The 14,251-nt window shown below is 53.7% G+C and carries 8 protein-coding genes; all 8 read left to right on the top strand.

Annotated elements, in window-relative coordinates; all coding sequences use genetic code 11:
- The first annotated feature begins 35 nt into the window (after nucleotides 1-35).
- Nucleotides 36-1,397: a formimidoylglutamate deiminase gene (locus tag Q3Y58_RS11980; RefSeq protein WP_319622399.1), complete on the top strand. Its 1,362-nt coding sequence runs from the start codon at nucleotides 36-38 to the stop codon at nucleotides 1,395-1,397.
- A complete protein-coding gene (locus Q3Y58_RS11975; protein WP_319622398.1) occupies nucleotides 1,397-2,095 on the top strand; it encodes a GntR family transcriptional regulator in 699 nt (232 codons plus the stop codon). The genes Q3Y58_RS11980 and Q3Y58_RS11975 overlap by 1 nt, the downstream gene beginning before the upstream one ends.
- 644 nt (nucleotides 2,096-2,739) lie before the next feature.
- A complete protein-coding gene (locus Q3Y58_RS11970; RefSeq protein ID WP_319622397.1) occupies nucleotides 2,740-6,087 on the top strand; it encodes a M10 family metallopeptidase C-terminal domain-containing protein in 3,348 nt (1,115 codons plus the stop codon).
- Nucleotides 6,088-6,162: 75 nt separating this feature from the next.
- On the top strand, nucleotides 6,163-6,561 hold the full coding sequence (locus Q3Y58_RS11965) for a hypothetical protein (RefSeq protein WP_319622396.1): 399 nt from the start codon (nucleotides 6,163-6,165) through the stop codon (nucleotides 6,559-6,561).
- A 330-nt stretch (nucleotides 6,562-6,891) separates the two neighbouring features.
- A complete protein-coding gene (locus tag Q3Y58_RS11960; protein WP_319622395.1) occupies nucleotides 6,892-7,995 on the top strand; it encodes an efflux RND transporter periplasmic adaptor subunit in 1,104 nt (367 codons plus the stop codon).
- Between the two features lie 11 nt (nucleotides 7,996-8,006).
- Nucleotides 8,007-11,078, top strand: a complete 3,072-nt coding sequence (locus tag Q3Y58_RS11955; protein ID WP_319622394.1) for an efflux RND transporter permease subunit — start codon at nucleotides 8,007-8,009, stop codon at nucleotides 11,076-11,078.
- Nucleotides 11,075-12,757 carry an alpha/beta hydrolase gene (locus Q3Y58_RS11950; protein WP_319622393.1) on the top strand — a complete coding sequence of 561 codons (1,683 nt, stop codon included), beginning with the start codon at nucleotides 11,075-11,077 and terminating at the stop codon, nucleotides 12,755-12,757. Before Q3Y58_RS11955 ends, Q3Y58_RS11950 begins: the two co-directional genes overlap by 4 nt.
- A gap of 701 nt (nucleotides 12,758-13,458) precedes the next feature.
- A complete protein-coding gene (locus Q3Y58_RS11945) occupies nucleotides 13,459-14,247 on the top strand; it encodes a hypothetical protein (protein WP_319622392.1) in 789 nt (262 codons plus the stop codon).
- The last annotated feature ends 4 nt before the right edge of the window (nucleotides 14,248-14,251 follow it).

Below are 14,251 nucleotides of genomic sequence, written 5' to 3'. Positions count from 1 at the left end.
ATGTAGCTACATATTATGTCAACAGAAGTGATCTCATGGAAATCCTTCACGCAAAGCAAGCCCTCACTCCCAACGGATGGGAAGCTGACGTTTCAATCGAAATTCTGGACGGTCGCATTGGGGCTGTGACGGCAAACACAGCACCGACAGGCAAGAAGGTTGATCTCCTGTTACCCGCGCCGACCAATCTGCATAGCCATGCCTTTCAGCGTGCCATGTCAGGGCTAACTGAGACCCGTGGGCCAGATCCTCGCGATACATTTTGGACATGGCGTCATTTGATGTACCGCTTTCTGGAGCAGCTTTCGCCTGAGGATGTGGAGACCATCGCTTCCATGGTCTTCATGGAAATGCTCGAAGCCGGTTACGCAGCGGTCGCGGAATTTCACTATTTGCATCACGGTGTTGGCGGGCAGACCTACGATGACCCAGCTGAAATGGCTGGCAGGATCGTGTCGGCAGCAAAAAGAGCAGGTATCGGCTTGACCCTGCTGCCCGTGCTTTACACGCATGGCGGCTGTGATCGGCGGGAACTACAAGGCGGGCAGCTGCGCTTCGGCAACAGCTTGGAGGCTTTCGTAAAGCTCCACGACGCCAGTGCCTCGCACTTGAACACAGGCCCGGTGGACTTCGTCTTGGGCGTCGCTCCGCATTCCCTCCGGGCCGTTGCGCCGGAAGCCTTGCGACAAGCCCTGAGACTTGGCGATGGGCCGGTCCACATGCATGTTGCGGAACAATTGGCGGAAGTTGACGAGGTCAAAGCGCACCTGGGCGCACGACCAGTTGAATGGCTGCTGGAAAACCATGACCTAAATGAAAACTGGTGCCTCATTCATTGCACCCAAATGACGGAAAACGAGACAACTGCGCTGGCGAAGAGCAGGGCGATTGCGGGGCTGTGCCCTATTACCGAAGCAAACTTGGGCGACGGTATTTTCAATGGCACCGATTTCTTGGCCGCAGGCGGACGGTTCGGCGTTGGTTCGGACTCGAACGTGCACATAGCCTTGTTTGAAGAACTCTGCACGTTGGATTACACACAGCGTTTGCGGGATCGCAGCCGCGCCGCAACAGCAGAACTTGGACGCTCTGCCGGACGAGTGCTGTTTGAGGGCGCGGCAAAAGGCGGCGCGGTGGCTGCCGGACGCACCTCAGGGCGGATCGCATCGGGCGCGTGGGCAGATCTGGTCGCGCTCGACACGGCAAACGAATGGCTCTACAACCGCCGCGGCGACACTGCTTTGGACAGCCTGATCTTTGGAGGACGCGGCCGCGATTGCATCCGCGATGTCTGGAGTGCAGGGCGTCACGTAGTCGTTGAGGGGCGCCACCACAAGCGTGACATCATTGTCAAACGCTTTAGGGCGGTTATGGAAGGCTTGGGACAAGAGATTTAATGCAACAAGGACGCCAAACCTGGAAGGCTGTGCGGGAGAGGATTCACGACTGGATTCTCTCGGGTCGTTATGGACCAGGTGACAAGTTGCCCAAAGATTCCGAGCTGGCGCTTCAAATGGACTGTGCCCGCTCAACCATTCAGCGCGCCATGCAGGATTTGTCCGACAGCGGAATCATTGAACGTCGCCGCAAGGGCGGGACGCACGTGCGGAAGAACCCCCTTGTCCGCGCGACACTGGATATTCCTGTGACGCGCCATGAAATCGAAGGACGGGGTGGGCAGTACGGCTATCAGCTCATCGAAAAAGTCCAGCGCCCCCCAACTCGCGCAGTTCAGGCCGCTTTGGGAATGGCGGAACCGCAGGACATGTTGCAGATCGTCTGCCTGCACCTTTCCGACGGCCGCCCTTATACCTTGGAAAATCGCTGGGTCTCCATCGAGACAGTGCCAGATATCCTTCAGGTGGATTTAACCCGAGAAAATGCGAATGAGTGGCTGCTCAAGAATGCGCCATACACCCGCTTCGAATTGAAGTTTTACGCGCTGAATGCCGATGAAAAAACAGCCGAACTTCTATCCGTTCAACCGGGCAGCGCACTGCTTGCGATAGAACGCGCTACTTGGGTTGATGAGGCGGCCATTACCACGGTAACGGCAATAACTGCGCCCGGCTATCAATTGCTTAGCCGCAGCTGATGGCCTCAATCGGGGTGCCCAGATCCGCCAAGCCGTATCTTTTCGCAGCCGCACGCCATCTCACCAGCCCTGTTGGAACGCCCCACCACAACCACCCCAAGGCGTAAACGGTCATTCTAGACACGCAAATACTGTAATTAATATACTTCTAAAATTATCGTGAAGTATTCTAATTGGTAATAGCAAAAAACAAAGACATATAACGCTAGGTCATTTAAAAATGATCACCATGACGCGCGTTGACTTTAGGTCATTTTTGCAAAACAATTACGCAATAATATGACATGCACTCATATTAAATCTTCAATTATGAAGCTATGATTAAGTAGGATTCGAAGATTTATTTGGTTGAAATTGAGAGAGTTCAGCCAAGAGAAGTCTCGGGGGCGCAAAAATGTATGATTTTCCAAAGAATGACATAGCAGCGGAGGATGGTTGCTTTTTGGATTTATCTTCATGGCGTCCTACGGGCCATTCTAGACTTTCCTTTGCATCCTCAAGCTAGATCCAAACTACTTATCTTCCAGAAAAATCCCTGACAAACATCTCTGACTTAGCGCCCGCAAGCGCTGAGCCAGCACGGGGAGACTGCATCTCAATCATCCTGTTTCTTCAGCCGAGCTTTGCTTAAAAGGGGGACAAAAATGTCAAGCCAAAGCCAGTCTAGTGACCAATGGTGGGTCAACGACCAAACACCCGACAATCCATACGGCAAGAGTGAGGACTACGAGGCCTACCTTGACTATCTGGGGGCACTCCCACGAAGCCTGACACCGGAGATCGCAGCGCAAACGCTCGTCATCAACGTCAGCGAGCTGAACGATCATCCGGACTACAAAGCCGCTGCCATTGGCGCACTGCACATGTGGTCCGCAGTGACCCCATTGACGTTTGAGATCGTCGACGACGTGCCTTTCGATCCCGAAACACAATGGATGGAAATTGTCAGCCCCGAGTTTGGCGAAGCGAATGACGGCAGCGCGTATTCAAGCAATCGCTTCATCAGCGTGGGCCAACGTTTCCACGACACGGAGCCGAACAAGACCGACCTGGGTGGTTATGTCTTTGACACATTCATCCACGAGCTGGGTCACGAGTTTGGCCTCAATCACCCCGGACTTTACAATTACAGCGGCCCCGGCGGGGTGCAGATCAACTATCTGAACAACGCAACATGGACCTATGATCGCCAGCAATACTCCGTCATGTCCTACTTCGATGGGATTGATGTGGGCGAAACCAGCCGTTGGTCTGCAACAACACCGCTTATGGCAGACATCGAAGCCACAATCCGACGTTTCTTCTCCGAAGTTGATGAAAATGGCACGCGCACCTTCGAGCAGATCGACCTCAACACCGGCAACAACACATACGGTTTCAACAGCACCGAATACGGTTACGAGCTGACGTCTTCGGGCATGCAGCATGACATCGGTTTCACCATCCATGACACCGGCGGCATCGACACTATCGACTTTTCTGGTTCCACGGCTGGCACCATTCTGGATCTGCGTGCAGGCCAGTTCTCCAGCGTGAATGGCCATAGCAACAACGTTTCGATCTTCGCCGGTCACAACGAAGACCAGAGCGAATACTATATCGAAAACGGCATTGGCAGCGCCTACGATGACATCCTCATCGGCAACGATGGCAACAACACCCTGGATGGGCGCGGCGGCGCAGACAAAATGGCAGGCGGCAAGGGGGACGACATCTATTTCGTCGACTCTGCCGATGACCTTGTTCGTGAAGAAGCCGATGGCGGCTTTGACACCATTATCGTCCTCAACAAGGACATTGATCTTGGTGAGGTGGCCAATGTCGAGAACATCATCTACGTCGACGGCACGCACGTTCCCCCTGCCAATGACGCAGACGACAACGATACAGGCACCGGCACCCCGAGCGATGCACTCTCAAACCTGATGTTCGGCGACGACGGCAACAACACACTCAATGGCGGAGCGGGTGGCGACACCATCTTCGGGTTGGATGGTGACGATCTCATCATTGGCGGCCGAGATTCCCTTGCCAGCCGTGACATCAACAACACCATCGCGTTTGAGGACCTGGAGGACCAGACGGAAAGTGACGATGGCGACGATGTTCTTTACGGCGGGCGCGGCAACGACACCATCTTCGGCGGAGCCGGTGACGACATTCTGGATGGCGGCGACGGCGATGATACCTTGATGGGTCAGGACGGCGTTGATGTCTTCCGCGGTGGCGACGGCGTGGACACCGTTGACTACAGCCACGAAAGTCCGTTCCAGCTTCTGGTAAACCTTGCAACCAATGTGGCGAGCGGCGGCACGGCCTCCGGGGACACCTTCTACAGCATCGAAAACCTTATTGGTTCCGATGACCGCATTGATCGCTTCATCGGCACAGATGATGCCAACCATTTCTGGGGTCGCGGTGGCGGCGATGTCTTCAACGGTGGCGGTGGAGATGACATTCTCGACGGCGGCCGGGATGGCGACCTGCTCTATGGGGACGAAGGAAACGACATCCTCATCGGCGGCTCGGGCCAAGACTACATGAATGGCGGTGAGGGCATCGACACGGTCGATTACTCCGGAAGCAATGATGGGGTAACCGTAGATCTTGCCAACGGCACGGCCAGCGGCGGCGACGCCGATGGGCCTGTGCAGATTGTAGGGCGTGGCACCACCATCAAGCACGACATCATCGTGGACGTGGAAAATGTGGTGGGGTCGTTCTTTGACGACCACTTGATCGGCAACGACGAAACCAACGTTCTGTCAGGTGGCCACGGGAATGACATCCTCACCGGCGGGGCAGGCGCTGATGTGCTGAAAGGCGGCGCGGGCAGTGACACCGCGGACTATTCCGATGCAACCAGTGGTGTAAACCTCAACCTGGCTAGAGGACAGTCCGAAGGCGACACCTACGAGTCCATCGAGAACCTGTCTGGCTCCGGTTTCAATGATCGGATGAAAGGCGATCGCTCCGCCAACACTCTGATCGGGCAAGGTGGAAATGACGTCCTGAAAGGCGGCGGCGGAGATGACATCCTGTTGGGTGACTTCTCGGATCAGGCTGGCTCTGTTCCACGTCCGGGCCTTGGCACAGGCTATGTCACTCTGGGAGCAGATGCGACCAACAACTCGATTGCCACGGCGTTCGACATCTCCAACAACTTCTCGCTCGCAGAGGACCCGGATATTTTTGACTCCACAACCGTGCTTCACACCACGGTCAATGCGACCGGTAACGGTCAGGGAGGCTACTACAGCATTTCGCTGGCCGAAGGCACGATCGTCAGCATTGATGTGGACGGGATTGCCGATCCGAATGTGCATGACAGCTGGATCCGTGTTCTGGATGCTGAGGGCAACATCATCGCCCAGAACGACGACGGCGGCGGAGACCCAGGCTCAACCAGCAACCGAGATTCTAGCAGTGTCTTCGTTGTTGAAGAAACAGGCACGTACTTCATTGTGCAGGGTGCCTGGTCGCCCGACGCGCCGGGCAGTGGCTGGTCTGAGGCTGTGCCTGAAGGTTCAACCTACAAGCTGAACGTCTCTGTTGAGTTCCCGCCTGAACCAGTGCAACCCGGCGAAGCTGGAAACGACAGGCTCTTCGGCGGCAAGGGCAACGATCTGCTCGACGGCGGTTTGGGTGCCGACTTCCTCGTTGGGGGTAAGGGAGAAGATACGTTCCGTTTCTCCACTGAACTCGGTGCGGACAACATTGATCGGATCAAGGACTTCAACGTGGAAGACGATGTCATCATGCTCGACAGTGACATCTTCTCCGAACTGGGTGGCGAGGGGCAACTTGACCTCATGGCGTTCCACAAGAGCGCTGCGGGCGTCAGCCAGGACGCGAATGATCGTATCATCTACGACACCGATAGCGGTGCCTTGTTCTATGATGCGGATGGGTCTGGTGATGGTGAGGCAATCCAGTTTGCCACGCTGAAGTCCGGCCTTGACTTGTCAGCCGACCATTTCACTATCTTTTAATACCAGTTTGGAAGGGGAGCCTCATGCTTCCCTTCCAGCCTCTATTGATGTTTCGACAACAGAAAGGGAAGTCAGATGAAAGCCCGGTTTTCCCGATTGTTCGCCAGTCTTCTCTTTTCAGGTCTTGTTTCGATTGGCACACCGGTGAACGCACAAACTCAAAAAATCAGCGGTACGATCTCCTTTGCAGATCAGGAACTGATCCCCGAAGGCAGCCTCAAGCTCTACCTCAAGAGCATCGCGCGGCCTGACAGCACAACTGAGCTTGAAACAGAAACCCCGCTGGAAAGTAGGGGCAAAACAGGGACGTTGGCCTTTGTTGTCAATCTGCCCGAGGCTCTGGAGCCCACCGCGCCCTTTCAACTCATCGCGCGCTTGGAACGCGCCGACGGCTGGTTGCTGGCCCGTGGAGCTGCTTCGCTGAAAAACCCTGAAATGCCGCAGGAAATTACCCTTTACACGGTCATGTATTAAGACCTGCGTTGAGTACTGGCCATCGACCTGCAGCGATGCGGGTGCGAGCCAAGCCGCTCCTTAAGAGAACATCACGCTTCCAATCAGCACCCTCCGCGGCCCCCTGAACAAGATCAGTTTTAGGGGGCTTTTTGCGTTCTGCCATTAAAATGACCTTAACGGACGCTGCGTAAACTCTCCGACAGCATGTGTAGCCAAACAACAACAAGAATATAGGCCACCGCTATTCCCTAGCATAGGCTGAAGCAGTACAGACAGGCCGAGTTTCCGAAAGCTGACCGGAAAATCTGCCCACGGTTCCCATCTCATCTGACAGTGGAGAAACAAGGCATGTTTCGATGGATCGCCGGTATGCTGGTGATTGCTCTTCTGGCATTCGGAACGGTCATCGGTTTCAACTACTATGTTGCCGAAAAGACCAAAGAGGCCTTGGCGAATGCGCCTGAACCAACATTTCCAGTTTCCGTCCAAAAGCTGGAACCCAAGGTATGGCCCCAGACCATTCAAGTGGTTGGCTTTGTAGAGGCGAACCAAGGCGTCTACGTGTCATCCGAGGTATCGGGCACCGTTACCGATATCAACTTTGAAAATGGCGATACCGTTAAGGCTGGAGATGTTCTGGTCTCACTGGACAGTTCCGTGCAGCGCGCAGAGTTGAAAGTTCAAGAGGTACAGCTCCCCTCCGTTGAAGCCAACTACAACCGACAACTCACTCTCTTTCGCGATCAAACAGTCTCCGAGAAAGCCATGCAGGACGCTCAGTCCAATTTCGAAGCGCTCAAGGCGCGCATTGGCACCTTGCAGACAGAAATTGCCCAACGAGAAATTAAGGCGCCGTTCAGTGGCAAGTTGGGCATACGCAGCATCGATCTTGGCCAGTACGTCCACGCGGGCGACAACTTTGTGCGCCTTGAGGACCTTTCAGTCATGCGTGTGCGTTTCAGCATTGAGCAGGCGGACCTTAGCAAGATTTCCCTGGGCCAAGAGGTCAACCTTACAGTTGTGAGTTACCCAGGCCGTGTCTATGTGGGCAAGATCAACGCCATTGAACCCATTGTCAGCGGCAGCACCGGTCTGGTTACGGTTCAGGCCACGGTCCCAAATGATGACCGCTCCTTGCGCGGCGGCATGTTTGCCAGTGTTCAAGTTCGCGAAAAGGATCTGGACAAGCAGTTTGTGGTGCCGCAGACAGCAATCGTTTTTGCGCTCTATGGGGACTCTGTGTTTGTTCAGGAGACCAACGAAGACAAACCCCGCGTTCGCCAAGTGACCGTCAAAGTCTTGCAGCGAAACGGCAGCGACGCTCTTGTGACAGGAGACCTGAAGTTTGGCGACGCCGTCGTAACCTCGGGTGCCCAAAACCTCTCCAACAACGCCGCGATCAAGATCGTTCCAGACAGAGTCACCCCACCAGCCAAGATGCCTAGGCTCTAGGAGGGTCGTCGATGCGCTTTACGGATATCTTCATCAAACGGCCCGTGATGGCTGCGTCACTCAGCATGTTGCTGTTCATCTTCGGCCTGAATTCAATAAGCAGCATTGATGTCCGCCAGTTCCCAAAGATGACCAACACGGTAATCACGGTGACGACACCCTACCCCGGTGCGGACCCCGCTCTGGTGGAAGGGGCCATAACCCAACAGCTGGAGCAGGCACTGGCGCAGGTGGACCGGCTGGACTTCATGACCTCGTCAAGCGAACTTGGCACGTCCACCATCACGCTGAACATGTTGCTCGACACAAATCCGGAAGAGGCCCTTGCTGATGCATTGGCTCAAATCAATTCCGTCACCAATGATTTGCCCGATGCGGCCTATAACCCGTCGATCACCTCTTCTACGAGTTCAACAACTGCACTCATGTACATCTCGTTCTACAGCGACACGCTCAACCCGAGCCAAATCACTGACTACATTGAGCGCGTGGTCAGCCCCCAGCTCGCGACGGTTGAGGGTGTTTCCAACATCACCTATCAGGGCGGGGCTCCTTTTGCGCTGCGGATCTGGCCCATCCCTGAAAAGCTTGGGCAGTATGACATCTCCACGCAGGAGCTGGTCACCATTTTACAGGAGAACAACTTCCAGTCTGCCATTGGTGAGTTCAACAGCTACTTCACCGTTCTTAAGAGCAACATTAACAGTCAGGTCATTGATGTAGAGGGCCTCAAAAGACTTGTGATCAAGTCCGACAACGGTGACCTTGTAAGACTGCAGGATGTGGCGGAAGTTTCACTGGATGGCAGCAACGACGATACCCGCGCCATAGCAAACGGCCGTCAGGCCGTTATCATCGGCATCAACCTTTCACCAACCGGCAACCCACTTACCGTGGCGCAGGGGCTTCGTTCTGTCTACACGGCCATCAAAAACGGCATGCCGCCCTCCATAAACTCGGAGATTGTCTATGATTCTTCGATCGCCATTGAAGATTCCATCCGGGAGGTCGTGACCACGCTCGGAGAGGCCGCGATCATCGTCATCGTGGTCATCATGCTGTTCATGGCCTCGTTTCGATCCGTCATCATTCCCATCGTCACCATCCCGCTTTCGCTAATTGGCGTCATTGCCCTGATGCAAGCTGTGGGTTTCACGTTGAACCTGATGACATTGCTCGCAATGGTGCTCGCCATTGGCCTCGTGGTTGACGACGCCATCGTGGTCGTTGAGAACGTAGACCGCCATATCAACAACGGCTCCAAGCCCTTCAAGGCAGCGATTGAGGCAACCCGCGAGATCGCGATACCGGTCATTTCCATGACCATCACACTTGCTGCAGTTTACACGCCTATAGCCCTCATGGGCGGCATCACTGGTGCCCTGTTCAAGGAGTTTGCCCTCACTCTGGCCGGATCAGTGGTTATCTCAGGTTTCATAGCGCTGACACTCTCACCCATGATGTGCTCCAAGCTAATGAAGGAAAAGGGGAAAGCGAGCAGGTTCCAACGTATCGTTGATGGGCTGCTGCACAAAATCACGAGCAACTATCACACCGCACTTCTTGCTGTTTTCAATCACAGGCGGATTGTCCTGTGCTTTGCCTTCATTGTGATCGTGTCATTGCCGGTGATTTTTTCGTTCTTGCCCGCGCAACTCGCACCTGACGAAGACCAAGGCGTTGTTCTCGTAATGGGAACCGCGCCATCTACAGCCAACAACGACTATATTGAAGCCAACATGGCACTGCTCGCCGACATAATTGGCAAGCGTCCCGAGGCCTCAGCATCTCTCGCCTTGATTGGCATTCCAACCACCACCCAAGGGATTGGCATTGGGCCACTCATTCCGTGGAGCGAGCGTGAACTCAGCCAAAAAGAAATTTCCAACATCGTGTCCAAAGAGGCGAAAGACCTGCCGGGCATCAATGCCTCGGCCTTCCAGCTGCCTGCCTTACCCGGCTCCTCCGCCGGGCTACCTGTTCAGTTTGTCATCACCAGCCCAACAGATTTTGAAAGTTTGTACAGCGTGGGCTCTGCCATTTTGGAGAAGGCCAAAGCAAGTCCGTTGTTTCTGTTCGCGGATGTGGACCTGAAGTACGATTCCGGCACGGCCAATCTTGTCATCAACCGCGATGCCGCTGGTGCCTATGGTGTCACCGCTCAAGCGATTGGCAATACGCTCGGCAGTCTCATGGGCGGAGGCTACATCAACCGCGTCAATATTGACGGCCGCTCCTACGAGGTAATCCCAGAGGCTGAACGCCGGTTTCGAGCAACACCTGATCAACTCAGCCAATTCTATGTAACGGCCCAGGATGGCAGTGCCATACCGATGTCCAGTCTGGTCTCCCATGAGGTGCAGACCCAGCCCAAGTCTCTGCCGCATTACAATCAGCTGAACTCCATCACAATCTCAGCAGTACCTGCACCAAATGTTGCCATTAGCGATGCCATCAGCTTCTTCGAAACACAAGCGCGAGAAGCTTTGCCGCGCGGTTTCAACTATGCGTTTATGGGAGAATCCCGGCAGTTTGTTGAAGAAGGCAACGCACTTTATGTGACACTCGCGCTGGCACTGGCAGTTATCTTCCTCGTGCTCGCCAGTCAGTTTGAAAGCCTGCGAGACCCACTGGTGATCATGTTGACGGTGCCCATGGCCATCAGCGGGGCTCTAATCGCTCTCGGCTGGACCCATGTGTCAGGCCTTACATCACTCAACATCTACTCGCAGGTGGGCTTGATTACGCTGGTGGGGCTTATCTCAAAGCACGGCATCCTCATGTGCGAAATGGCAAAGAATGAGCAGATCGAAAAAGGTTCTTCCAAAACCGAAGCGATCATTGAAGCGGCACGTATCCGGCTCCGCCCCATTCTCATGACTGTTGCCGCCATGATCGCAGGCCTCATCCCGCTGCTTTATGCAACTGGTGCAGGTGCAGTTTCGCGTTACAACATTGGCCTTGTGATTGTCGCGGGCCTTTCCATCGGCACCTTGTTCACACTCTTTGTATTGCCCGTGATGTACAGCTACATTTCAGCGGGTCACACAAAAGGGGAGAACGCCATGGAGGACATGCCATGAAACGAGGAGCCGTGTCTTGGGCCTTTGGCAAGTTTAGTGTTCCTTGCTTGTTGCTTGGCTTGGTCTTCTTTGCAGCCTCCTTGACGCCATCTCTCATTCCACGAGGCCCGCTTGAACAAGGCATACTGGGCGGACTGGTCACCGCTCTCGGCTATCTTATCGGCCAGATCATTGCGCTTCTTTGGAAAGCTGCGGATATGCCCCGCCTAAAAGGCAGGCTGGCCAGAGTTCTGGTCTTGTGCCTCGGGATTGGTGTTGTTGCGTTTTTTCTATGGATACTGAGTTCCAGCCTCGAATGGCAAAACGAACTGCGCCAAAAGATGGGCATGGAACCGGCAGAAGCTCTGCACCTATCGAGCATCATGATCGCCGCCGCCGTAACGTTCGCAATTGCTTATTTTTCCGGTCGCCTCGTTGCAACGCTGTTCCGTCTCGTGCGCGCGTGGTTTTATCGGGTCATGCCCCCTAGACGAGCAAATGTGCTCGGCGTCATCGCCGTTGTGATGATCTTGTTTGTTGTAACCCGCGATGGCCTCCTCGATGTGATCGTGACAGCGCTGGACGAAAGCTACGAGGCTGCGCAGGCCTTGTTTGACGATGCGCCGCCCCGACCTGACGACCCAAGAATGACCGGAAGCGCTGCTTCTTTGATCGACTGGAAGGCCATCGGCGAACCGGGACGAAACTTCATAACAACGGGGCCCGATGCAGCAGCGATTTCGGCGTTTACAGGCCGGCCAGCGCTTGACCCGATCCGTGTCTATGTGGGCCGTGCAAATGGAGAGACCGCGAAGGAACGCGCGGAACTGGCGTTGGCTGAACTGAAGCGTTTGGGTGCATTTGAGCGCGAGGTTCTGATTATCGCAAGCCCTACGGGGACTGGCTGGATGGATCCGGGCGCGCATGACCCGGTCGAATACATGCACGATGGCGATATTGCCACTGTTAGCGCTCAGTACTCCTATCTCCAGTCTCCCCTTGCGCTGATCCTAGAAACCCAAACCGGACTGGAGCAAGCAACAGCATTACAAGATGCGGTGCATGGATACTGGAAGACGCTTCCGGTCGACGCGCGGCCGCGTCTTTATGTGCACGGACTGAGCCTTGGAGCTTGGTCCTCCATGTACGCCACCAACATTTTCAGGTTCATGGATGACCCGATAGATGGGGCGTTTTGGGCCGGTCCTCCATTCCCGTCAGCGTTCTGGAACTACATCCAGAACCGCCGCAACCCTGGCAGCCTCTTTGTATCGCCAAGCATTGGGGAGGGGAGGATTGTGCGCTACGCCTCACATACCCAAGATGGTTCCAAGGCGCCTGACGCATGGGGCAATATGCGCATCGTCTTCTTGCAGTATTCAAGCGATCCAATTGTCTTTTATGATCCCGCCTCGCTTTGGCGGGCACCGCCATGGATGAACGATCCGCCTGCAGAAGACATGTCAGAGCATCTGTTCTTCATGCCCGTTGTAACGCAGTTCCAGCTGGCGTTGGACATGGCGCTGTCCTTCGGATCGCCGCCCGGGCACGGCCATGCCTATTATGCGCAAGACTACATTGGTCCTTGGGTTCAGGTAACAGATCCGGCGAACTGGACGGCGGAGGACACCAAGAGGCTGAAAGCCCATTGCAACATCGGCTTCCAGTTCGGTTGCCGCAATGACCAAAAAGAAGACTGATCACACCCCAGGCATCGGCGCAAAGTCGGAGGTGTCTGCGCCAAACGTTACATTGTCGGCTCACGGATGAGCAGGCAGAAAAACAACGGATCTGTCGGAACGCTTGCCCTTGAACATAAGAGCAGCTCTGGCACTCCGGCCTAAAAACCTTGCGAGCTCTCCGCATTCGCACTGGCTGTTTGGATGTGATCTGCAACCCAGTGGCCGAACTCTTCACGGTTGGCGCCACTTGCCTTTGGATATGATTGAGCCTCAGCCATAAAAAGATGAAGTGAATACCTCTTACAAAAATCGAAGTAATTGATGAGAAGTTTGCATGTGCATTCTGATGCACCGACTGCTTACTAAACGCTATTAGCGTTCGTGCTCGGATGTTATGCCTGCTCAAATTATCTAGTTGAACTAAAGAAACTTAAGAGAATGGGCGATGAATTATGCCATATGCATATAGTGTGAATGAAATTTCGTGGTGTCTATTTTGTAAAGCGTTGAATTTTATTAAATTCATTTGTTATACATGCCTGAGAAAACTACTGTTCATGAAAAATCAATGCAACTTATTGAAGAAAGTCGGGTTTAGTTCCGACCAAAGATAATGAATTCGCAGGCGGTCAATGTGCTCCATAAGCGGTCTGCGGTACCGCTAAAGGCTTGGAAGCTGCCGCGCTGTTAGATGGTAATGTTGAAATCAGGAAGTGGTGATGCGCTCTCTTAATGCTTTCACGAGGCTTGTTGTTTCCGGTCTAGTTTTTCTTACGCCGGCGCTAGCTCAGTCAGCCAACAAATCGATTGTGGTATGCGAAAGAGATTGGCTCGGAGACGTTGGATTTACTCTATCCAATAATCTCTGGTTTGATGACGAAATTGGAATTACTCAAGTTTATAGGCATAGAGAAAAGAGCACCGACAAGACGAATGCTCGGAGATATCGCGGTTTCAGATTCTCTTTGCTGAATATGACCTCTGTGGATTTAGGTAAGTACGCGATTTACTCAGTATCAATTCAAGACACCGGGCTTAATGTGCCATTTTATACTTGGAACACATATAAAGGCAATATAGATGGTTTGAACTTTGAAGAAGACATTTCCTATGATATTTTGGTAGCACCTGACAAGTATTATTCCAATTACTTGGCGTCGACCGAAGTTTCTGCAGAAATGATGCAGCATTTTGGTGATGAGCAGTGTAATATTGTTAGAACTGTTTCAGGTTTTGAGATTGAAAAAACTGCGATTTTTGTTTCTGATGAAGATGATACAAATTATTTCCAGTGTCTGATGGCTGGGGTCGGCATCCATTACGGCCTCTCCAATTATGAAAATATTATTCAGTGGATCGACTTACCTTCGGTCACAATAGGTGATTTTCATCCACCTATGTGGTTCAAGTTGCGTCCGCTGAATGTGCTGTATTCAGATTTCGTTTATTATGGAATGGATCAAGAGGAATTCTTTAACAAACTTTCGCAAGTTGATTGTTCTGAATAGTATA

The sequence above is a fragment of the Nesiotobacter zosterae genome (assembly GCF_033843645.1).
Classification (GTDB): domain Bacteria; phylum Pseudomonadota; class Alphaproteobacteria; order Rhizobiales; family Stappiaceae; genus Pseudovibrio; species Pseudovibrio zosterae.
This window is presented reverse-complemented; position numbering and strand designations above follow the sequence as displayed.